Genomic DNA, 19,550 nt, shown 5'->3' with positions numbered 1-19,550 from the left:
CCAATACCGGCAGGCTAGACTACGTAACGCGTAGGCCTCGGCATATCTGCACCAATGGCCTCTGCAAGCCATTCAACGTTATGCGTGTCATGCATCTGATGATGCTTTGAACTTATGCCTTGTGCGTGCGTATCTCTTATATAAGAGTTAAAATACGGGTTTGGCCTGAGGCAGTGATCCTGTGCTCAGGTGTCTATCAGAGGCTTCCACCCCATGGTTTCTCCAACATCTCAAGAAGTTTTCATTCTGGGCCTGACCCAGAATGGGAAGACCTTTCGCCCCAGCGACTGGGCGGAGCGTCTGGCGGGGGTGATGAGCCAGTTTCGTCCGGGAGGCATGCGCCGTGGTGGCCATCTGGGTTATTCGCCCTGGTGCGTTCCCACGACAATGAACGGCGCCAAATGCGTGATCGTCAAGCGCGAGCTGCAGGTCCATGAGCCGATGGCCTGGGACTTTGTGATGAACTTTGCGCGCGACAACGGACTGCAGACCACAGATGCCTGCCTGATTCCGGAGGCGCCGGCCAAGCCTGGCGATCCGGCCAGTCCGGCCAGCAGCACTGGCAACACCACCACCAAGGCCTGAGTTTTCAGGCCTTTTTTGCGGGTGGGTGTTGGCTGGCCGGGTGCTTTCCAGGCGCCATGTGTGCATCGCGTGCTTGATGGGCGCGATGCTTGGATCTGGCTTTGTTGTCTGAGCCCATCCAGCGCTGCTAAGAATCGGTCGACACAACGAAAAAAGCCGTCTTGCGACGGCTTTTTAGTTCACTGAGAGCGCACCCGTTACAAACGGCGGGCAGGGGATCCTGCCCGTGCGATTGCCTAATGGGCTTAGGCGGCCAGTGCCAGGGCCTTGACCTTGGCAGCAATGCGGCTCTTATCGCGAGCAGCCTTGTTCTTGTGGAAGATGCCCTTGTCGGCAATCGTGTCCAGCACGGATTGCGCCTTGGCAAACAGTTCGGTGGCCTTGGTCTTGTCGCCAGCAGCAACAGCCTTTTCCACGTTCTTGATGGCGGTACGGTACTTGGAACGCAGCGAGGTGTTGGCGGCGTTCAGCTTGATGGTTTGGCGGGCGCGCTTGCGGCCGGATGCCAAACGGGGGTTTTTCTTGACTGGCTTAGATGCCATGATGAGTGTCCTTTGAGTCTGCGGATGTTTTCAGTGAATCGGGCATTATAGCCGCTCTTTACTCAGAAATCCAGATATCCGGCATTTTCCCGCCAGCGGCGCAGCTACACTGCCCGGGTGTCACTGTTCAAAGCTGCCTCCACCGTCTCCCTGTTTACGCTGCTCTCGCGTATCACAGGGCTTGCCCGCGACCTGCTGATGGCCACCATGTTTGGTGCCAGCGCGTTGACCGACGCATTCAATGTAGCGTTCCGCATTCCCAATCTGTTCCGGCGCTTGTTTGCAGAAGGGGCATTCAGCCAGGCCTTTGTGCCGGTGCTGGCCACCACCCTGACCAAGGAAGGCGAGGAGCGCACCCGTACCCTGGTGCACAGCGTGGCCACGGTGCTGTTCTGGATTCTGGCGCTGACCTGTGTAGTGGGCGTGGTCGCAGCACCCGTGCTGGTCTGGCTGCTGGCCAGCGGTCTGCGGCAGAACCCGCACAGCTATGACGCGGCCGTGCTGATGACGCGCTGGATGTTTCCCTATATCGGCTTCATGTCGCTGGTGGCATTGGCGGCTGGTGTGCTAAATACCTGGAAGCGCTTTATCGTGCCGGCCTTCACGCCGGTGCTGCTCAATGTCAGCATGATTGTGGCTGCCTTGGCGCTGACGCCCTGGATGCGCAGCCATGGGCTGGAACCCATCTACGGCATGGCCATCGGCGTGATGGCCGGTGGCGTGCTGCAGCTGGTGGTGCAGTTTCCGGCGCTGCGCCGCATCGGCATGCTGCCGCGCATCTCGTGCCGGCCCTCGGTCATCAGGCAGGCCTGGGCCGATGCCGGGGTACGCCGCATCCTGTCGCTGATGGCGCCCGCCTTGCTGGGCGTGGGCGTGGCCCAGATCTCGCTGATGATCAACACCCAGATCGCGTCCTACCTGGCACCAGGTAGCGTGACCTGGCTGTTCTATGCCGACCGGCTGATGGAGTTCCCCACTGCCTTGTTGGGCGTGGCGCTGGGTGTGGTGCTGACGCCGCAGCTGTCGTCGGCCAAGGCGGCGGGCGATGACGAGCGCTATGGCGCCATGCTGGACTGGGGCCTGCGCATCGTGGTGCTGCTGGCGGCACCTTGTGCGGCTGGTTTGCTGCTGTTTGCCAAGCCCTTGGTGGCGGTGCTGTTCCACTACGGCGCGCTCAAGGGCTCGGATGTGGGCCAGATTGCACTGGCGCTGCAAGGCTATGGCGTGGGCCTGCTGGCCATGGTGGCCATCAAGGTGCTGGCGCCCGGCTTTTATGCCAGCCAGGACATCCGCACGCCGGTGAAGATTGCCATCTGTGTGCTGGTGCTGACGCAGCTGTTGAACCTGGTGCTGGTGCCGACCATGGCCCATACCGGCCTGGCCTTGTCGATCGGTCTGGGCGCTGTCATCAATGCGCTGTGGCTGCTGGTGGGCCTGATCCGGCGCGGCAGCTTCCAGCCCAAGCCAGGCTGGTGGATCTTCCTGGCCCGGGTCTCGCTGGCGGTGGCGCTGTTGGGCATCTTCCTGGCCTGGGGCGCGCAGATGACCGACTGGGTGGCGATGGGGGCGCACCGCCTGGAGCGAGTGGGACTGCTGGCGCTGTGGATGGCCGGCGCTGCGCTGCTGTACTTTGGCGTGCTGGCCTTGTCAGGCATGAAGCTGCGCAACCTGCTGCGCCGCTGAGCGTTTTTGAGCGCTAACTGCAGGCGCAGTTGTAGCGGTAGCTCGGCAATAGTTCCTAGGGAGATTCCTGGGGATAGCCAGCATATTTACGCAGCTTTTGCACAATTGTGTCCTACAGCCCCTGCATTCGGGGCTGTCTCGTGCTATACATGGCGTCATGGCACAGGCAGCGCCCGAATGTGCCAGCGATGTATGCGGCGGCGCTGCAGTTGGGATGTGTATGGACTTCCGCTTTTCTATCCCCACACCGTTGGAGCATTTTGAATCGCTGGTTAGCAGCGATGATGGTTTTCCGCTGCTCGAAGCCGCCGCTGCCGTGGCCTGCATCGAATACCCCCAACTGGACACCCAGCAGGTTCTGAACGAAGTCGATCAACTGCTGGGCCAACTGATGGAAAGCCGCGATGCCAGCAGCCGCAGCGCGCTGACCCGGCTCAAGGCACTTAACCACCGTTTCTACGCCGATTGGGGTTTTCAAGGCAATCCCAATGACTTCTATGCGCTGGACAACAGCTGCCTCAATGCCGTGTTGCACCGCAGGCGCGGCATCCCCGTGTCGCTTGCGGTCATCTGGTTGGAGCTGGCATCGGCCTTGCAGCTGCCCGCGCACGGCATCTGTTTTCCAGGCCATTTTCTGCTCAAGGTGAGCGTGGCCGAAGGGCAGATTGTGCTTGATCCGCTGTCGGGCCAGTCGTTCTCCAGCAACATGCTCGCCGAGATGCTGGAGCCCATGCAAAAGGCGTTTCACCGCGTTGATGAAGACGATGTGCCGCTGGGCCTGTATTTGCAGGCCGCCAGTCCGCGCGACATCATTGCGCGCATGCTCTCCAACCTCAAGGAGATCTACCGCAGCGACAAGAACTGGTCCAAGCTGATCGAGGTGCAAAACCGGCTGCTGATCCTGCTGCCCAGCGAATGGACCGAATTGCGTGACCGTGGCCTGGCCTATGCAGAGCTGGGCGTGCATGACCGTGCGCGCGAAGACCTGCAGGCCTACCTGAACCATGCCGGCAATCCGGAGGATGCGGCCACTATCCGTGCGGCTTTGTTAGATTTGCAACGAATGTAACGTATGACGTTGTTTTGACATTTTCCTGTCATTCTGTCGTCACACAAATTCGGCAAGATAGCGGCACTGGGGATGCGCCACTATGAAAGATAGATTAGGAATTTCACCTGAAGACGTCATGCACAAGATTGCGCGTGACGTGATGGATGACTATGACGAGTCTCTGGAGCTGGAGATGGAAGACGGCTTGCTGGGCGCGCCGTTTGCTGCAGGCATGACGGAGCATGACTACCAGTATTTCCGCGAGCTTCTCAGGCTGCAGGGTGAGCTGGTCAAGCTGCAGGACTGGGTGCAGCACACCGGACAGAAGGTGGTGGTGCTGTTCGAAGGGCGCGATGCCGCAGGCAAGGGCGGTGTGATCAAGCGCATCACCCAGCGTCTCAACCCCCGTGTGGTGCGCGTGGCCGCCTTGCCGGCGCCCAACGACCGTGAGCGCACGCAGTGGTACTTCCAGCGCTATGTGGCGCACCTGCCAGCTGCCGGTGAGATCGTGCTGTTTGACCGCAGCTGGTACAACCGCGCTGGCGTCGAGAAAGTCATGGGCTTTTGCACCAACGACCAGTACGAAGAATTCTTCCGCACCGTGCCCGAGTTTGAGAAGATGCTCGTCCGCTCGGGCATCTTGCTGGTCAAGTACTGGTTCTCGATCAGCGATGAAGAGCAGCACCTGCGATTCCTGGGCCGTATCCATGACCCCCTCAAGCAGTGGAAGCTCTCCCCGATGGACCTGCAAAGCCGCGTGCGCTGGGAAGAGTACACCAAGGCCAAGGAGGTGATGCTGGAGCGCACCCACATCCCTGAAGCGCCCTGGTGGCTGGTGCATGCCGATGACAAGAAAAAGGCGCGTTTGAACTGCATTGCGCACTTCTTGGCCCAGGTGCCTTACAGCGATGTGGACCATGAGAATGTGGTGCTGCCCGACCGGGTCCGCCATCCGGACTACAGCCGCCTGCCCGTGCCTGCTTCCATGTATGTTCCAGAAGTCTATTAATTAAGATTTCGGATCATTCAATTCAAAGAGCCTCGGTTTGATCGCCGAGGTTTTTTTACGCCCGTATTGTACTGATGCTGGCAGCGCGCCCATGGGGCAGCGAAGGCTGGGTTGTGGGAAGGCGGCCGATCCGCGTACGGTAGGAGGAGCCAGCAGGCGGCGAAGCTGTGTCGAGGTGAGGCATCTGTCCAGCTGCATCTCTTGCACGTGGGGCGCTTGAAGATGTGTGGTGCGGTGCTTGCAGCAAAGAGGGTGGCGTGACGGGCATCTGCACCCCGCCTGAGGGTGCAGCGCCAAAGAGGCAGGTGTCAGATCAGCCGCGCCGCAAACAGCTCTTTTTTCAGATAGGCGTAAAAGAGCGGCGCAGCCACCAGCCCGGCAGGGCCAAAAATGGCTTCGGCCACAAACATCACCGACAGCAGCTCCCAGACGCCCATATGCGTCTTGGCGCCAACAACCTTGGCATTGATCAGGTACTCAGCCTTGTGGATCAGCACCAGGAACGCCAGGCAGGCCACGGCGGTGAGCGGGGAGACCGACAGGCCGACCGTGGTGATGACGGCATTGCAGACCAGGTTGCCGACAATGGGAATCAGGCCGCCAAAAAAGGTCAGCATGATGAGCGCGCCGCTGTAGGGCAGGCGCATATTGATCAGCGGCAGGATGCCCAGCAGGAAGATGGCGGTCAGCACCGTGTTGAACAGTGCAATCCAGAACTGGGCCGCGACAATCTGGCGGAAGGCATCGCCAAAGCGCTGCACGCGCAACTGCAGCTGGTAAGCCAGGGGGGCGTGGGAATGGCGGCTGTGGCGCACGGCGGCCAGCGCACCAATCAACAGGCCCACAAACACATAGAGCAGGCCGGTGAGCCAGAGCCGGCCCATGTTGGCGATGGCGCCTGCCTTGGTGCCCAGGTACTCGGCAGCCCTTTGCTGCAGGTCCTGCACGCCATCGGGCAGCACATTGGCCAGCTCGGGTGGCAGCTTGCTGCGCAGGTCCAGCAGGGTCTTGGCCATCGATACCAGCATCTCGCGGTACTGTTGCGGCGCATTGAGCAGATAGCCCTGGGAATGGATCAGGCCAATGGTGACCAGCACCACCGGAACCACGAGCACGATGGTGACGGACAGGTATTCCATCCACAGCGGCGGGGGCGTGTTCAGCGAGGTTGGCAGGCGGCTCAACTCGCGGATCTTGTGCACCAGAAACAAGGTGAAGGTGTAGCCGGCGCAGGCGGCCAGCAGGCCCACCAGCAGACCATTGAGCATGATCAGCAGCAACGCCGAAGCCATCAACACATAGGATGCCACCCTGACGCCCCAATGCGCAGGAGGCGGCCGCCAGACATGCGGCATGTCCGCAGCGCCACTGGCCGGTTGGGCGGCTGCGGGGCTAGTGGACGAGGGCTTTGCGGAATCCGGTTGCATGGTAGGCCATCCAGCTGAGCGAGTCGGAGGGCCAGGAGCTGGCCCTTGCTGCGCGCTGGGCAGACGGCGTGGTGCGCGCCTGCCCGACGGGTAAGCTTAGCGTACCGTGACTGCAGCCTCTGCGCCACGGGGGCCGATGCTGCCAATCGTCCACACTTGTTCACCAAGTGCAGAGAAAGCGTCCTTGACCGCCTTTTCGCTGTCAGCAGGAACCACCACCACCATGCCGATACCGTTGTTGAACGTGCGGTTCATCTCGATGTCGTCGATGCCAGCGGTCTTTTGCAGCCAGGCAAACAGCTCGGTCTGGGGCCAGCTGCCCTTGACCAGCTGTGCGCCCAGGCCTTCAGGCAGCACGCGGGGGATGTTTTCCAGCAGGCCGCCACCGGTGATGTGGGCCAGCGCCTTGATGGGCTGCGAAGCCAGCACCTTCAGTACGTTGAGCACATAGAGGCGCGTGGGCTCCATGATGGCGTTCTTGAAGGGCTTGCCGTCCAGGGTTTCGGGCAGGCCGCCTTGGCTTTCAGCGCGTTCGATGCACTTGCGCACCAGCGAGAAGCCATTGGAATGCACGCCGTGCGAGGCCAGGCCCAGCACCACGTCACCGGCTTGCACGTTCTGGCCGGTCAGGATCTTGCTTTTCTCGACCGCGCCAACTGCAAAGCCGGCCAGGTCGTATTCGCCATCCGGGTACATGCCGGGCATCTCGGCGGTTTCACCACCAATCAGTGCGCAGCCCGACAGCTCGCAGCCTTTGGCGATACCGCCGACCACGGCCGCTGCCGTGTCCACATCCAGCTTGCCGCAGGCAAAGTAGTCGAGGAAGAACAGGGGCTCGGCGCCTTGCACCAGCACGTCGTTGACGCTCATGGCCACCAGATCGATGCCCACGGTGTCATGCATATTCCACTCAAAAGCCAGGCGCAGCTTGGTGCCCACGCCGTCCGTGCCCGACACCAGTACTGGCTCCTTGTAGCGCTTGGGCACTTCAAACAGCGCGCCAAAACCACCGATACCCGCCATCACGCCTTCGCGCATGGTTTTCTTGGCCAGGGGCTTGATGCGCTCGACCAGCGCGTCGCCTGCGTCAATATCAACGCCAGCGTCTTTGTACGAAAGGGGGGTGGAGGAATTGGAAGAGCTCATGAGGGACTACAAAGGCAATAAAGCTGACAAGCTGACCCAACGGGGGCCAGAAACGTCGATTTTATGTCGCAAGCCATACCCGAGGGGGCAGAATGCCCGTCCGCTATGCACTGTTACCGCCAGAGCGCACATTTGGCGGCCTGCTTTGTGGCCGATTTCATGCATAAATGCGGCGCAGTGGCCTTTTGTGTCACACGGCCGTTACTACCGACTAAAATCAACGGGTTTGCATGTAGGGCCCTGGCCACTGCATGACGAGCAGGGGCGCCCCAAGTTGGCGCGCATCGCGCCAACCAGACCGAACGCTTTCTTGTATTGAACGCAGCCATGCGTGAGATTTCCTTTTATCTGATGTCCGACAACGCAGTGCCTCATGCACGGCGGGCCTGGGCGCGGATAGGAGTTGGCGCATGAAGCAAATGGCTTTGGACCTGGGTTTGGCGCCAGCGCCAAGCCTGAACCGGTTTTTTGCGGGCTCCAACCAGGCGGCACTCGCGCATCTGCATGCCCAGGTCAATGAGACCTGGGACACGCCGCGCTCCACCGTGCCGACTTACCTCTGGGGCGAGATGGGCTGCGGCAAGACCTATGTGCTGCGCGCGGTGGCCGAAGCCTTGCGTGAGCAGGGCGCGCCGGTGGGCTGGCTCGATGCGAGCACCCGCTTTCCCAGTGCCTTCAACGAGCGCTGGTCGGCCGTGATCCTGGACGAGGTGCAGTTCTACAACCCGGTGCAGCAGGCAGCGGCCTTCAACTGGTTCGTCAACGCCACCAGCCCGGCCACGGGTGCGCGGCGCTGGGTGCTGGCGGCGGGCGATGTGCCGCCTTCGGACCTGAAACTGCGCGACGACTTGCGCACCCGGCTGGGCTGGGGCGAGATCTACCAGCTGCACCTGCTCAGCGAAGCGCAGCGCAGGGATGTGCTCAAGGATGAAGCCAAACGACGTGGCCTGGTATTGACCGACGATGTGATGGATTACATGCTCAAGCGCTTCTCACGCGATTTGGGCAGCCTGATGCAGCTGTTGGACCACCTGGACAATTTTGCCTTGCGCAATAAAAGGGGTCTGACGATCCCCTTGCTCAAGGACATGCTGGAGACGGAATAAATGGTCTTACAGCAACAACCGAGATTTTTTGAATGAATAACTCTGCTGGCACAAGCACAAGGCTTGCGCTTTTTGACCTGGACCACACGTTGCTGCCGCTCGATTCGGATTACGAATGGGGGGAGTTCACCTTGCGCAAGGGCTGGTGCGACAAGCAGGAGTTTGGCAGCCGCAATGCAGCCTTTTTTGCCGATTACCAAAAAGGCACGCTCGATATCCATGCCTATGTGCGTTTTGCCACCGAGGCCATTCGCAAGCTGGGCCCGCAGGCCGCCGATGAGGCGCACCGCGTGTTCATGCAGGAAGTCATCACGCCGCATATCCAGCCGGCCGCGCTGGCACTGCTGCAGCAGCACCGTGATGCGGGTGACACCATCGTGATCGTCACCGCCACCAATGAGTTCGTGACCCGCCCGATTGCCAAGGCCTTGGGTGTGGACCACCTGCTGGCCGTCAACCTGGCGCGCGATGCCTCGGGCTGGATCACCGGCGAGATCGATGGCGTACCCACGATGCGCGCTGGCAAGGTCACCCGCATGGAAGCCTGGATGGCCGAACGCGGCCTGAGCTGGGACAGCGTGGACAGCATCTTCTACAGCGACTCGATGAACGACGTGCCGCTGCTGGAGAAAGTCAACACGCCGGTGGCCACCAACCCTGACGACCGCCTGCGCCAACTGGCGACAGAACGCGGCTGGCGCATCCTGGACCTGCTGGAGCCACACGCATGATCAAGACCATCATCGATAAATTGCTGGGCAAGGCAACTGCCGCCAGCAAGACCAAGAATCCCTTCGGCAAGCGCGAGGAAGTGGGCGTCGATGTGCACAACATCGATCCCAAGCTGGTGGACCGCCGGGCGCTGGATGTCTGCAGCACCTTGAAGGAAGCGGGCTTCGAGGCCTATATCGTCGGCGGCGCGGTGCGCGATCTGCTGCTGGGCCTGCGCCCCAAGGATTTTGACGTGGCCACCAATGCCACGCCCGAGCAGGTCAAGAGCCTTTTCCGCCGTGCCTTCATCATCGGCCGCCGCTTTCGCATCGTGCACGTGGTCTATGGCCGTGGCCGCGAGAACGAGGTCATCGAAGTCACCACCTTCCGCGCTTTCCTGGACAGCTCCAAGGCCGAGCAGGTGCAGGGCAACGAGAAAACCAGCAAGGCCGCACTGGCCGGCATGAAGCTGGCGGTGGACGAGAGCGGCCGCGTGCTGCGCGACAACGTCTGGGGCCCCCAGAACGAGGATGCGGCACGGCGCGACTTCACCGTCAACGCCATGTACTACGACCCGCAGACCCAGATCGTGGTGGACTACCACAAGGGCATCCGCGACTCGCAAAAGCATGTGCTGCGCATGATTGGTGACCCGGCCACGCGCTACCGCGAAGACCCGGTGCGCATCATCCGCGCCGTACGCTTTGCCGCCAAGCTCAGCAAGAAGGGCTTCACGCTCGACCCCAAGACCGCCAAGCCCCTGGTCGAATGCGCCCAGCTGCTGCAGGAAGTGCCGCAAAGCCGCATGTTTGACGAGATGCTCAAGCTCTTGCAGACAGGCCATTCGCTGGCCTCGATCGAGCAGCTGCGCCTGCTGGGCCTGGCCAAGGGCATTTACCCGCTGCTGGATGTGGTGGTGGACCGCGCCGACCTGCCTTTTGTGCAGGCCGCGCTGATGGACACCGACCGCCGCGTGGCCGAAGGCAAGAGCGTGGCGCCAAGCTTCTTGCTCGCCTGCGTGCTGTGGCAGGACGTGAAAGCGGGCTGGGACAAGCGCATGCTCAAGGGCGAGCACCCGCACCCGGCGCTGCAGGATGCGATCGACGATGTCTTCAACCACCGCATCGGCGATGTCTCCGGCCGGGGCAAGCTCGCCGCTGATATGCGCGAAATCTGGGTGATGCAGCCGCGCTTTGAAAAGCGCACCGGCAGCACGCCGTTCGGCATGATCGCACAGGCGCGCTTCCGCGCTGGTTTCGATTTTCTGCGTCTGCGCGCCGATGTGGGCGAGGTGGACGAAGCGCTGGCCAACTGGTGGCAGGAGTTCCAGCAGGCCGATGAGGCCCGCCGCGAAGACCTGATTGCCCAGGTGCGTGAAGAGCAGCGGGCCAAGCCCAAGGCAGGCGCGCCCAAGCCCAAGCGCGCGCCTAGAAAGCCCGCCGCCGCCACGGAGGCCCAAGAGGGCTCCAGCCTGGACCAGGTGGCTCAGCAGGCGATGGACAGCGACAGAGAAGCCCATGGAGATGCGCCGGCCAAGAAGCGCCGCCGCCGCCGCCGCAAACCCGGTGCGGGTGATGCCGGCGGTGCAGCAGGTGGCGGCAATGGTGGTGATGCAGCCGCCCATGGCGACTGACGCGCTGGGCCAGGCGCAGCCCTTGGCCAATGGTGATGCCGCACCGCCCGCCGGGCAGAGCTTGCGCGCCTGGATAGGCCTGGGTGCCAATTTGGGCGACCGGGGTGCTGCGATGGCGCAGGCCTTGCAGCAGTTGGCGGGCAGCGCGGGTGTGGCCGTGCAAGCGGTCTCGTCGCTGTACAGCAGCCGGCCGGTGGATTCCAGCGGGCCCGACTACCTGAATGCCGTGGCCGAGTTGCGCACATCGCTGTCGGCACAGCAGCTGTTGCACCTGCTGCAGCAACTGGAGCTAGAAGCCGGCCGCGAGCGCCCCTACCGCAATGCCCCGCGCACCCTGGACCTGGATGTGCTGCTCTATGCAGACATCGGCACGTCGATTGAGATTCCCAACCTCCAGGTTCCCCATCCGCGCATGTGGCAGCGCGCCTTTGTGCTGGCACCCTTGCGAGAGCTGGCGCCGGCCTGGGTCAGCGAGGCACAGCTGCAGCCGCTTTTGGCGCAGGGTGTGCAGCGCAGCCAAGGGCCGGACTGGTGGCGCTGAGCCGGCGAGAGAGAGATACCGCGCCACAAGAACAAAGCCCCGCAGCTGCACGCTGGCGGGGCTTCTTGCTGGGCGCTACGGATTCGCAGCGTGGCGCTTAGTCGACCTTGGCGCCAGAGAGCTTGACCACCGATTCGTACTTGTTGCGCTCGGAGGCCATGAACTTGTCAAACTCGGCCGGCGTGGTGGGCACGGGTTCGGCCATCAGGCTGGCAAAGCGGGTCTTGGTAGTGGGGTCCTTCAGCGCATCGGTGAAGGCCTTGTTGAGGCGGTTGATCACATCGGGAGGCGTGTTGGCCGGAGCCACCAGGCCCCACCAGGTGTCGATCTCAAAGCCCTTGAGCGTGTCAGCCAGTGGCGGCACGCCGGGCAGCATGGGGCTGGCGTGCAGGCTGGTGACGGCCAGTGCGGTGAGCTTGCCACTGTGGATGTTGGCCGAGGCGGCCGCCAGGTTGTCGATGTTGAAATCCACCTCGCCCGACAGCAGGGCCAGCTGGGCCGGGTTGGCGCCACGGTAGGGCACGTGCACGGCAAAAATGCCGGCCTGGCGTTTCATCATCTCGCCGGCCAGGTGGCCCGAGCTGCCATTGCCGCCGCTGCCGAAATTGAGCTTGCCCGGGTTCTTCTTGGCATAGGCAATGAGGTCCTGCACATTGCTGATCTGCAGCGCCTTGGCGCGCTCGGTGTTCATCACCAGCACATTGGGCACGCGCACCATCTGGGTAATGGCGGTGAAATCCTTGGCGGCGTTGAAAGGCATCTTGGTATAGAGCCAGGGATTGACGGCATGCGTGGCCGTGGCCGACAGGCCGATGGTCAGGCCGTCCGGCGCAGCCTTGGCCACAATGTCGGCACCGATGTTGCCGCCGGCGCCTGCCTTGTTGTCGATTACCACGGTGCCCAGTTGGTCGCGGACACGCTCAGCCAGAATGCGCGAGGTGACATCCAGTGGACCACCGGGTGCATAGGGCACCACCAGGCGGATCACAGGTTCTGCAAATGCGGCAGGTGCTGCGAGGGCGGCGGCCGCCAGGAGGGTGGATAGCAGGATATTTCTGCGTTGCATGCTTGTGTATCTTCTTGAGGAGAGTGAATAACGACGCAGCGCCCGTGATAGGCAGGCACTACCCCCTGAGTGCCGCCAGCACAGCCTTGCCAACCGATGGTTTGCGTTGGAGGCTGGGCGCCCAGTCCTGGGCCGTAAAAAGGTAGACCAAGACGGGGCAACCAGCGACCAAGGGATGTGTTAGCGGCTCCAAACTTTCTAGTGTAGCGGCTGGACCGTGTAGCTGCTGTGACGCGGCAGTCGGACAGGGGCGCGATTGCGCCATGTCAGACCTTGTGCGGCGGCGCCGTTCATACGATCTGGTTTTGCTTGTCAGCCTCGGTCACGAAGGCATCGGCAAAGAAGGCGTCTTCCGGCAGGCCGCGCTGGCTGGTGAAGCTGGCACGGGCGGAATCGACCACAATCGGGGCGCCACAGGCATAGACCTCGTGGCCCGACAGGTCGGCAAAATCATCGAGCACGGCCTGGTGCACAAAGCCGCTGCGGCCTTGCCAGGCGTCTTCTGCCAGCGCGTTCGACACCACCGGTACATAGCGCAGCTGGGGCATCTCGGCGCTGCGCGCCAGCATCCAGTCGTGCATATACAGGTCTTGCGGGCGCCTGCCGCCCCAGTACACCACCACCGGGCGCTGGATGTCGTGGTGCTGCAGATGTTCGACAAGCGCCTTGATGGGCGCAAAGCCGGTGCCCGAGGCCAGAAAGACCATCGGTTTGTCGCCCTCATGCAGGAAGAAGCTGCCGAACGGGCCTTCAATGCGCAGGATCTCGCGCTCCTTCATCGCACCAAACACGTGGTCGGTAAAAAGACCGCCGGGTGTGTGGCGAATATGCAACTCCAAGCCAGGCGCGCTGTCCTGGTGGTGCGGCGCGACCGCCATCGAATAGGCGCGGCGCATGCCGCCAGCCAGCAGGAACTCGATGTACTGACCGGCGTGGTAGCGAAAGCTGTCGGCAGCCGGCAGTTGCAGGCGCAGCTTGACGACATCGGGCGACAGGCGCTCGATGGTCTGCACGCGCACCGGCATTTTCTTGATCGGAAAGGCACTTTCATCAGTGACATGGCGCGACTCGATCACCACATCGCTGGTGGGCACGGCGCAGCACGGCAGGATCATGCCATCGGCCTCTTCCTGGGGGCTCAGCGCACGTTCGCTGTGGGGACCATGCACGACGGTGCCGCTGAGCTTCTTGCATTTGCAGGAGCTGCAGGCGCCATCCTTGCAGCCATAGGGCAGGCCCACGCCGCTGCGGATGGCTGCGGTGAGGATGGCTTCCGAGGCCTGGGTGGCAAATGCGCGTCCGCTGGGCAGGACCGAAATTTGAAACGCGCTGGACGAAGAGCTCATTGCACCAAAATTCCTTATCGACACAAAACAATGGCGCTCATCTGCGCCTGGGCTTGCATAAATGGGGGGCGAACGGCCATTTGCAAGCCGCATGAGACGCTAGACTGCAGCGTGTGCCCCGCCGATGTGAACCACGAAAGCTTATTGTGCCTTTAAACCAAAGCCCGCGAAGCGGGCCCCGACAGCGCTGCGCCATGGCAGCTGGCCAGGCTTTGCCAGCGCGTTTTCGGCGCCAGCGGGTGCTGATCGTGGGCTGCGGCGATGTCGGCCAGCGGGTGCTGCGGCTGTGGCAGCGGCCAGGCCAGCAAGCGCATGCGGCGCGCGGCCCGCTGGTGCGGGCGCTCAGTTCATCGCCGCAGCGCTTTGACAGCCTGCGTGCCCTGGGTGCTACGCCGTTGCTGGGCAATCTGGACGAGCCGCGCAGCCTGCGCCGGCTGGCGGGCCTGGCCCAGCGCGTGGTGCATCTGGCGCCACCGGCACAGCCCGCAGCGGGAACGCCGTCCGCGCTGGCCTCGCGCGACCTGCGCACACGCCATCTGCTGCAAGCACTGGTTTGCCGCGCGGGCCAGGCGCCGCAGCTGGTGTACGGCTCCACCAGCGGTGTCTATGGCAACTGGGACGGTGCCTGGGTCACGGAAACCCATCCGCTGCGCGCCAGCACCGCCCGGGCGCTGCGCCGGGTCGATGCCGAGCGCCAGCTGCGCGCCTGGGCACGGCGCTTTGTGGCCAGCGGCGCTGCCGTGCATGTGCTACGCATCCCCGGCATCTATGCGGGCGACCGCGAGGGCGGCACCCCGCTGGGGCGGCTGCAGCGCGGCACGCCACTGCTGCGGCGCGAGGACGATGTCTACACCAGCCACATCCATGCCGATGACCTGGCGCGCGCCGTGGTGCGGGCGCTGTGGCGTGGCATGCCCCAGCGCATCACCAATGTGGCCGATGACTCAGCCATGCCGATGGGCGATTATTTTGACCTGGCTGCTGACCTATGGCGCCTGCCGCATCCCGCACGCATCAGCCTGGCTGAGGCCGAGCAGCAACTGAGCCCCACCTTGCTGAGTTTCATGCGCGAGTCGCGGCGCTTGAGCAATACCCGGATGCGGCAGGAGCTGGGTTTGGTGCTGCGCTACCAGACGGTACACCACGGCTTGCAGGCCGCGGTGTACCTGGTGGGGCCGGGCACTGCGACGGGCCCGGACGCTTGATCCTTGGCCGAAGCCCGGCTAGCAGGGCGCCGTGCCGCCCTGGCTGCGGCAACTGCGCGGGTTGGCGCCGGGGCTTGGTGGCCGAGCGATCTCGCCAATCTGGCCACGGGGGTGCGAATAGCCTTGCGTATCGATGCACTTGAACACATCGCAGCGGCTGATGCTGGGCGCGGGGGCCGGTGGTGGCGCCGGCGGGCGGGGGCGATTTGGGCGGTACGGGTAGCCGTCCCAATAGGAATCGGCGGGCAGTACCGCAGTCGGGGCGGGACGGCTGGCCTCCAGGCGGCTATAGGCCTCGGGGCCCATGCAGTCGAGCTCCATCTGGCGTTTGGCCGCATCGAGCCGGGCGTTGCTGCCCATGGTTTTGTCGGCCGCCTCATCGGATGCGGCGCCGTAGCGCTCGCGCGATTGCAGGCAGGCGGCTGACTGTGCAGGGTTGCCGCGAGCGGGGCGGTTGGCGGCCCGTTGCGCCGAATCCTCGGCCCGTTCATCGGCCTGCAGCTTGCGCTGGGTCAGCTCCTGCTGGCGCCGCTCGGCCTTGGCCTGCAGCGCTTCCTGCTCGCGGGCGCGGTCCTGGGCCAGTTCCTCGTCAGTTTTGCGGCGCTCGATCTCGGTCGCGCTGGCGCCGCTGGCACAGGCGCCATCGGTGTAGGTCACCTTGCCGGTGCCCGGATCTACACAGCGGATGACCTGGGCATGGGCCATGGACGCCGCCAGCGCGCAAGCACAGCACAAACCCAGCCAGGCGGCAAACCGAAGGCTGGGCAGATGGGGGCGTGGCATGGCGCGCATGGAAGTGGCTGCCGGGGTGGTGTGATCTAGGTGTTAACGCGGCTGGAACTGCCCGCCAAAGCGGCTGCCATTAGGGCGCGAAGCAGGGGCAGCTGGGCGCGGACCCGAGCCAATGGGACGGCCAAAATTGGAACCGGTGCCGGGCGCCAGTTGCTGTGGGCGCGATGGTGGTGGGCGGCTGCTGCCGCCATGGCCGGGGCGATCATAGCCACCGCCGGGGCGGTAGTAGCCGCCACCTGGGCGGTAATAGGGCCGGCCACCGCCATACACATAGGTCGGAGAGCTCTGGATCACCAGCGAGCTGCTGCCGTAGTAGGGATAGCTGTTGTAGCCATAGCCATAACCGCCATAGCCATAGCTGGGGGTGGAATAGGTCGAATAGGCATCGCCGTAGTACACGCCGTCTGCGGGCGCGACCACGCAGCCGCCCAAGAGCAGGGCGCTGGCCGCAGCGATGACCATCGTGCCGAGACGAATGGTACGCATGGTGAAAACTCCTTGTTGAAAACGTCCGCGCGCTGGGCACGCGGGCTGGTCAGCCCATTAGCGGCAGGGGCGGCTGGGGGTCAGCACATTGTCGCTGCCGGCCGCATTCTGGCGCGCAGCCGCTGCGCATTCCTGCTGGTGACGGCTCTCGCCAAAGCGGTTGCGGTCACGCTCGCGGTTTTGGCGTTCGCGGTCCTGTGCCTGGCGCTCCAGTGCGCGGCGGCGGTCTTCGTCACGGGCGCGCTGGTCGCGGTCGCGCTCACGGGCCTGGCGATCGCGGTCCCGGTCACGCTCGCGTTCACGCGCTTCGCGCTCGCGGGCTGCACGGTCGCGGTCACGTTCACGGTCGCGGTAATAGCGGTCGTCGTTGTAGCGGTCCTGCACATAAATGGTTTGCGAAGGCTGCTGGTAACCATAGCCATAACCGCCGCCATAGCTGCCGTAGCTCGAATCGCTGTAGTAGCCGTCGCTGCCGGTGGCAACGCAGCCGGTCGTGGCCAGCGCGCTGAACGCGATGGTGGCAATGCTGAGCAGATGACGATGATTCATATTCGAGCCTTTTTGGTTGTGTGGTGGCATCGCTGATGCCATGGGGCCAGCAATCACGATTCCCAATGCTAACCGTTACTCCCTCAAATCCCGGATACATGGCCCCATGTATGTAAAGACGTTTTTCCGGCCTCGGGGGTTGACGGCGGCAGCACAGCCATGCTGTGTTTTTCCAATCTTTACAGACATCGCAGGCGTCGTATGCAGGAGACAGCCTTTTGTTCGTTGTCAATGTCCGTATTGGTCGGTATCGGTAAGTTAGACCTTTTCCGGGTAATTGCGTTCCGGTTGATGCAATGCAGCAATCGCTGGAATGCGTTGCGCGCTGGCGCTTATATGCGATTTCAAACCTACTGTGTCGCTATTTTTACAGGACTTGTCCTAATACCGTCGTAGGCCCGGGTAGATAAAAAATCTCACTCACGCTATCGAGTTCGATGATGTACCGGATGAGCGGCCTCCATTACAAGTGGGCAGGGCCGCACATGCCGGTCCGGTGGCGCTTAACAGACGCTTTTGATGGAGTACGACGCAATGGATAAAAGTATCAAGGCTGCAGTGGCCCTGGTGGTGGCCGGTATGGCCGTGGCTGCAAGCGCACAAGAGGTGGTGAAGATCGGTACGATGAGCCCGCTGTCCGGTCCTCAGGCGCACTATGGCAAAGACAACGTCACGGGCGTGCGTTTTGCGGTGGAAGACCTCAACACCCAGAGCGTGACCATCGGTGGCAAGAAGATCAAGTTCGAAGTGGTGGCCGAAGACGATGCGGCAGACCCCAAGCAAGGCACGGCTGCTGCGCAAAAGCTCTGCGATGACAAGGTGGCGGCGGTCGCCGGTATCCTGAACTCGGGCGTGGCGATTCCCTCGGCCAAGATCTTCAACGACTGCGGTGTGCCCTTCATCACCGGCGCGGCCACCAACCCTGAGCTGACCCGCCCTGGCTACCCAGGCGTTTTCCGCATCATCGCCAACGACAACGCGCTGGGCGCTGCGTTGGCAGGCTATGCGGCCGACACCCTGAAGCTGAAGAACGTGGCCGTGATCGACGACCGCACCGCCTACGGCCAAGGCCTGGCCAATGTGTTCAAGAAGGACGCTGGCGCCAAGGGTGTGAACATTGTCGCTTCCGAGTTCACCAACGACAAGGCCACCGACTTCATGGCCATCCTGACCTCCATCAAGGCCAAGAAGCCCGATGCGATCTTCTACGGCGGCATGGATGCGCAAGCCGGCCCCATGCTGCGCCAGATGGTGCAACTGGGCATGACCAATGTGAAGTTCTTCGGTGGCGACGGTATCTGCACGGCCGAGCTGGCCAAGCTGGCCACCGGCACCAAGACCTTGGGCAATGTGGTCTGCGCCGACGGCGGTGCATCGCTGGCCAAGATGCCTGGCGGCACGGAATGGAAGAAGCGCTACGATGCCAAGAACCCTGGCGTGTTCCAGGTCTACAGCCCATACTTCTATGACGCGACCATGCTGATCGTCGACGCGATGAAGCGTGCCGATTCCACCGATCCCAAGAAGTACCTGCCTGAGCTGCGCAAGTCCGAGTACAACGGCGTGACCGCGAAGATTGCCTTCCAGGAAAACGGCGAGCTGAAGGTGCCTCTGTACACCCTGAGCCACTACATCGAAGGCAAGAAGACCCCGATCGGTGAGTAATCTGCCGAACTGGTGCTGACCGACAGCCCCAAGCCCGCCTAGGCGGGCTTTTTGCTGTGCCGGGCTTCATGCGCCAGCAGCCACTGCTTGCGCGCCAGGCCCCCGGCATAGCCCGTGAGCGATGCATCGCTGCCGATGACCCGGTGGCAGGGCAGCACGATGCTGATGGGGTTGGCGCCATTGGCCATGCCCAGCGCCCGCACCGCTGCCGGCCGCCCGATCTGCGCGGCCAGGCTCGCATAGCTGCGCGTGCTGCCTGCGGGGATGGCGCGCAATGCGGTCCAGACCTGGCGCTGAAAATCGGTGCCGCCCAGCGCCAGTTCCAGGCCATCGAGCGCCTGCAGCTCGCCATCAAAATACGCGGCCAGTGCATTGGCTACCGGCGCTGGCACAGCCGTGCTGCTGTGCATTTGCACGGCATCGCGCGGGTACTGGCGGCGCATCAACAAGGCCATGCGCGCTTCATAGCCCTGCCAGTCCAGCGCGCGCAGGCGCTGCTGCTCATCGCAGAGCAGCAGGATGCCGCCTTGTGGGCTGGGGAGGTGGGAGAGCAGGAAGTTCAGCGGGGCCATGGTGGGGACGGGGAATGGATGGGGCGCGTGGCTACCGCAGTGTAGAGCGCTGGCGCTGTACCGAATGCGGGCAGAGAAATCTGTAGCACTAGATCCATAACAAGTTTCCTGCGCATCAAAAACCTGGGTGACGGTGTTTGTATCCCAGCCCCTCTACAATCGGCCGGCGAGCTGCAGCAGGCGGGGTCCCTTCAGGGCCTTGCCAGCAGCGGCTCAGCGTTATTCTCAGGGCGGGGTGCAATTCCCCACCGGCGGTATCTGGCTTCTAGCAGCCAGGAGCCCGCGAGCGCTTGCAAGGCCTACGGCCACGCAAGGTCAGCAGATCTGGTGCGATGCCAGAGCCGACGGTCACAGTCCGGATGAAAGAGAATCGCGCAAAGCTTCGCCGCCTCCTGCGCCTGTGCGCGGGGTGCAGCCATGGGCTTGCGCGCGCCC

19 protein-coding genes and 1 riboswitch are annotated in these 19,550 nt (G+C 63.1%); of the genes, 10 read left to right on the top strand and 9 right to left on the bottom strand.

Going from position 1 to position 19,550, the window contains the following annotated elements; genetic code table 11:
• The first annotated feature begins 213 nt into the window (after positions 1-213).
• Positions 214-585 (top strand): DUF3579 domain-containing protein, encoded by a 372-nt coding sequence (locus tag LPW39_RS11260; RefSeq protein ID WP_133857884.1) that lies wholly within the window; start codon positions 214-216, stop codon positions 583-585.
• Between the two features lie 245 nt (positions 586-830).
• On the opposite strand, the gene rpsT is transcribed toward LPW39_RS11260, so the two are convergent.
• A complete protein-coding gene (gene rpsT, locus LPW39_RS11255) occupies positions 831-1,127 on the bottom strand; it encodes a 30S ribosomal protein S20 (RefSeq protein ID WP_021025539.1) in 297 nt (98 codons plus the stop codon).
• Positions 1,128-1,244: 117 nt separating this feature from the next.
• Between rpsT and murJ the strand changes: the two genes are divergently transcribed.
• From murJ to ppk2, 3 genes are all read left to right on the top strand, one after another.
• A complete protein-coding gene (gene murJ / locus LPW39_RS11250) occupies positions 1,245-2,810 on the top strand; it encodes a murein biosynthesis integral membrane protein MurJ (protein ID WP_230774683.1) in 1,566 nt (521 codons plus the stop codon).
• A 220-nt stretch (positions 2,811-3,030) separates the two neighbouring features.
• Positions 3,031-3,879, top strand: a complete 849-nt coding sequence (locus LPW39_RS11245; RefSeq protein ID WP_230774681.1) for a SirB1 family protein — start codon at positions 3,031-3,033, stop codon at positions 3,877-3,879.
• Between the two features lie 118 nt (positions 3,880-3,997).
• Positions 3,998-4,870, top strand: a complete 873-nt coding sequence (gene ppk2, locus LPW39_RS11240; protein ID WP_230774679.1) for a polyphosphate kinase 2 — start codon at positions 3,998-4,000, stop codon at positions 4,868-4,870.
• Positions 4,871-5,178: 308 nt separating this feature from the next.
• Here ppk2 and LPW39_RS11235 read toward each other — a convergent pair whose 3' ends face one another.
• Positions 5,179-6,225, bottom strand: coding sequence for an AI-2E family transporter (locus LPW39_RS11235; protein ID WP_230775467.1), 1,047 nt, complete (start codon positions 6,223-6,225; stop codon positions 5,179-5,181).
• Between the two features lie 168 nt (positions 6,226-6,393).
• Entirely contained in the window at positions 6,394-7,443 is a 1,050-nt protein-coding gene (gene purM, locus LPW39_RS11230; protein WP_230774677.1) for a phosphoribosylformylglycinamidine cyclo-ligase, read from the bottom strand.
• Between the two features lie 410 nt (positions 7,444-7,853).
• Between purM and hda the strand changes: the two genes are divergently transcribed.
• From hda to folK, 4 genes are read left to right on the top strand one after another with little or no spacing between them, the layout of a single operon-like run.
• Entirely contained in the window at positions 7,854-8,549 is a 696-nt protein-coding gene (hda, locus tag LPW39_RS11225) for a DnaA regulatory inactivator Hda (RefSeq protein ID WP_230774675.1), read from the top strand.
• Between the two features lie 32 nt (positions 8,550-8,581).
• Positions 8,582-9,280, top strand: a complete 699-nt coding sequence (locus LPW39_RS11220; RefSeq protein ID WP_230774673.1) for a histidinol-phosphatase — start codon at positions 8,582-8,584, stop codon at positions 9,278-9,280.
• Positions 9,277-10,893, top strand: a complete 1,617-nt coding sequence (pcnB, locus tag LPW39_RS11215; protein ID WP_230774671.1) for a polynucleotide adenylyltransferase PcnB — start codon at positions 9,277-9,279, stop codon at positions 10,891-10,893. The genes LPW39_RS11220 and pcnB overlap by 4 nt, the downstream gene beginning before the upstream one ends.
• Positions 10,883-11,434, top strand: coding sequence for a 2-amino-4-hydroxy-6-hydroxymethyldihydropteridine diphosphokinase (gene folK / locus LPW39_RS11210; RefSeq protein WP_269075812.1), 552 nt, complete (start codon positions 10,883-10,885; stop codon positions 11,432-11,434). Before pcnB ends, folK begins: the two co-directional genes overlap by 11 nt.
• A gap of 97 nt (positions 11,435-11,531) precedes the next feature.
• On the opposite strand, the gene LPW39_RS11205 is transcribed toward folK, so the two are convergent.
• Both LPW39_RS11205 and LPW39_RS11200 read right to left on the bottom strand, forming a co-directional pair.
• Positions 11,532-12,500: a Bug family tripartite tricarboxylate transporter substrate binding protein gene (locus LPW39_RS11205; RefSeq protein ID WP_230774663.1), complete on the bottom strand. Its 969-nt coding sequence runs from the start codon at positions 12,498-12,500 to the stop codon at positions 11,532-11,534.
• Between the two features lie 290 nt (positions 12,501-12,790).
• Positions 12,791-13,846, bottom strand: a complete 1,056-nt coding sequence (locus LPW39_RS11200; protein WP_230774661.1) for a CDP-6-deoxy-delta-3,4-glucoseen reductase — start codon at positions 13,844-13,846, stop codon at positions 12,791-12,793.
• A gap of 194 nt (positions 13,847-14,040) precedes the next feature.
• Between LPW39_RS11200 and LPW39_RS11195 the strand changes: the two genes are divergently transcribed.
• Positions 14,041-15,051: an NAD-dependent epimerase/dehydratase family protein gene (locus LPW39_RS11195; RefSeq protein WP_230774659.1), complete on the top strand. Its 1,011-nt coding sequence runs from the start codon at positions 14,041-14,043 to the stop codon at positions 15,049-15,051.
• A gap of 18 nt (positions 15,052-15,069) precedes the next feature.
• Here the strand turns inward: LPW39_RS11195 and LPW39_RS11190 are convergent, their stop codons facing one another.
• From LPW39_RS11190 to LPW39_RS11180, 3 genes are read right to left on the bottom strand one after another with little or no spacing between them, the layout of a single operon-like run.
• The gene (locus tag LPW39_RS11190) at positions 15,070-15,834 is read right to left on the bottom strand and encodes a DUF4124 domain-containing protein (RefSeq protein WP_230774657.1); all 765 of its coding nucleotides are present in this window, start codon (positions 15,832-15,834) and stop codon (positions 15,070-15,072) included.
• A gap of 42 nt (positions 15,835-15,876) precedes the next feature.
• A complete protein-coding gene (locus tag LPW39_RS11185) occupies positions 15,877-16,329 on the bottom strand; it encodes a hypothetical protein (protein WP_230774656.1) in 453 nt (150 codons plus the stop codon).
• 57 nt (positions 16,330-16,386) lie between these two features.
• Complete coding sequence (locus tag LPW39_RS11180; RefSeq protein WP_230774654.1) at positions 16,387-16,878, bottom strand: hypothetical protein; 492 nt, start codon at positions 16,876-16,878, stop codon at positions 16,387-16,389.
• 534 nt (positions 16,879-17,412) lie between these two features.
• Between LPW39_RS11180 and LPW39_RS11175 the strand changes: the two genes are divergently transcribed.
• Positions 17,413-18,543, top strand: a complete 1,131-nt coding sequence (locus LPW39_RS11175) for a branched-chain amino acid ABC transporter substrate-binding protein (RefSeq protein ID WP_230774652.1) — start codon at positions 17,413-17,415, stop codon at positions 18,541-18,543.
• A gap of 38 nt (positions 18,544-18,581) precedes the next feature.
• On the opposite strand, the gene LPW39_RS11170 is transcribed toward LPW39_RS11175, so the two are convergent.
• Positions 18,582-19,115, bottom strand: coding sequence for a methylated-DNA--[protein]-cysteine S-methyltransferase (locus tag LPW39_RS11170; protein WP_230774650.1), 534 nt, complete (start codon positions 19,113-19,115; stop codon positions 18,582-18,584).
• 217 nt (positions 19,116-19,332) lie between these two features.
• A riboswitch (FMN riboswitch) is annotated at positions 19,333-19,490 on the top strand.
• Positions 19,491-19,550: the final 60 nt, after the last annotated feature.

Source organism: Comamonas koreensis (assembly GCF_021026195.1).
GTDB lineage: Bacteria > Pseudomonadota > Gammaproteobacteria > Burkholderiales > Burkholderiaceae_C > Comamonas > Comamonas koreensis.
The sequence above is the reverse complement of the archived record's forward strand: the minus strand, read 5'-3'. Positions and strand labels throughout refer to the sequence as shown.

Coding starts and splice junctions, on each gene's coding strand:
- LPW39_RS11200 (WP_230774661.1), bottom strand. CDS start 13,846: ATGAGCTCTTCGTCCAGCGCGTTTCAAATTTCGGTCCTGCCCAGCGGA.
- LPW39_RS11170 (WP_230774650.1), bottom strand. CDS start 19,115: ATGGCCCCGCTGAACTTCCTGCTCTCCCACCTCCCCAGCCCACAAGGC.
- LPW39_RS11190 (WP_230774657.1), bottom strand. CDS start 15,834: ATGCCACGCCCCCATCTGCCCAGCCTTCGGTTTGCCGCCTGGCTGGGT.
- purM (WP_230774677.1), bottom strand. CDS start 7,443: ATGAGCTCTTCCAATTCCTCCACCCCCCTTTCGTACAAAGACGCTGGC.
- LPW39_RS11195 (WP_230774659.1), top strand. CDS start 14,041: ATGGCAGCTGGCCAGGCTTTGCCAGCGCGTTTTCGGCGCCAGCGGGTG.
- LPW39_RS11180 (WP_230774654.1), bottom strand. CDS start 16,878: ATGAATCATCGTCATCTGCTCAGCATTGCCACCATCGCGTTCAGCGCG.
- LPW39_RS11260 (WP_133857884.1), top strand. CDS start 214: ATGGTTTCTCCAACATCTCAAGAAGTTTTCATTCTGGGCCTGACCCAG.
- LPW39_RS11235 (WP_230775467.1), bottom strand. CDS start 6,225: ATGCCGCATGTCTGGCGGCCGCCTCCTGCGCATTGGGGCGTCAGGGTG.
- folK (WP_269075812.1), top strand. CDS start 10,883: ATGGCGACTGACGCGCTGGGCCAGGCGCAGCCCTTGGCCAATGGTGAT.
- LPW39_RS11185 (WP_230774656.1), bottom strand. CDS start 16,329: ATGCGTACCATTCGTCTCGGCACGATGGTCATCGCTGCGGCCAGCGCC.
- rpsT (WP_021025539.1), bottom strand. CDS start 1,127: ATGGCATCTAAGCCAGTCAAGAAAAACCCCCGTTTGGCATCCGGCCGC.
- ppk2 (WP_230774679.1), top strand. CDS start 3,998: ATGCACAAGATTGCGCGTGACGTGATGGATGACTATGACGAGTCTCTG.
- LPW39_RS11245 (WP_230774681.1), top strand. CDS start 3,031: ATGGACTTCCGCTTTTCTATCCCCACACCGTTGGAGCATTTTGAATCG.
- LPW39_RS11175 (WP_230774652.1), top strand. CDS start 17,413: ATGGATAAAAGTATCAAGGCTGCAGTGGCCCTGGTGGTGGCCGGTATG.
- LPW39_RS11205 (WP_230774663.1), bottom strand. CDS start 12,500: ATGCAACGCAGAAATATCCTGCTATCCACCCTCCTGGCGGCCGCCGCC.
- pcnB (WP_230774671.1), top strand. CDS start 9,277: ATGATCAAGACCATCATCGATAAATTGCTGGGCAAGGCAACTGCCGCC.
- hda (WP_230774675.1), top strand. CDS start 7,854: ATGAAGCAAATGGCTTTGGACCTGGGTTTGGCGCCAGCGCCAAGCCTG.
- LPW39_RS11220 (WP_230774673.1), top strand. CDS start 8,582: ATGAATAACTCTGCTGGCACAAGCACAAGGCTTGCGCTTTTTGACCTG.